Annotated in this window: 2 protein-coding genes; both read right to left on the reverse strand. The window is 45.8% G+C overall.

Going from position 1 to position 699, the window contains the following annotated elements; all coding sequences use genetic code 11:
• Positions 1-171 precede the first annotated feature (171 nt).
• A complete protein-coding gene (locus N1032_RS25460) occupies positions 172-504 on the reverse strand; it encodes a hypothetical protein (RefSeq protein ID WP_259543383.1) in 333 nt (110 codons plus the stop codon).
• 1 nt (position 505) lies between these two features.
• Positions 506-699: hypothetical protein (locus N1032_RS25465; protein ID WP_259543384.1), on the reverse strand; the 194-nt coding region annotated here is incomplete at its 5' end.

Raw genomic sequence — 699 nt, forward strand, 5'->3', positions numbered from 1 at the left:
TACCGTTCTGTGTCTGAGCGGTCTTCAAATCGGCCTGAGCCTGTTTATACGCAGTTGTAGCAGCAGTCAGCGCCATTGACGCCTGATGTACGTTAGTACCCGGAGCAGTGGCAGCGTGTACAGATACAGCAGCCAAAGTCAAGGCTACAGTGAGAATGAGTTTTTTCATGATTAATTATTTCCCAAGATTCCAGATTCAATGAGTTTGTCAGCGAGTTCGCCAACGTTGGTCAGGTCTTTGCTTTTCAGCTGATTGAATTCAGCATCGGCCTGTTTCTGAATACCAGCACGAATGACATTACCAGTCGTACCGATACGAGCAATGCGATCAGCAATCTGCTTGTTGTGTTCGACCAAATTAGCCAGAACAGTATCAACAACGACGTGATCGTTTGCTTTCATTTCACCGCCAAACTTGCGGGCATTGAGGAAGCGAGCCATAGCTTCTGCTTCTTCATGTGTCAGTGTCAGACGGCAACGAAGATAATCCGATTCAACGAACATATTAAACCTCTTCTTTTTGCCACGGGAAACGAATCGCAGGAATAGCACCCATTTCAAGGAGCTGATTAAAACAGCGATCCATCTCTTTGAAGTTAGTTTCGAAAGTGAGTTGAGCACCTAAGACACCATTCATACAGCGAATAGAGTCAAGCATACGGCCTTGTTTCTTGAGGCGTTCTTGCTCTGCTTTATTCG

This window comes from Herbiconiux daphne (assembly GCF_024979295.1).
Classification (GTDB): domain Bacteria; phylum Actinomycetota; class Actinomycetes; order Actinomycetales; family Microbacteriaceae; genus Herbiconiux; species Herbiconiux daphnes.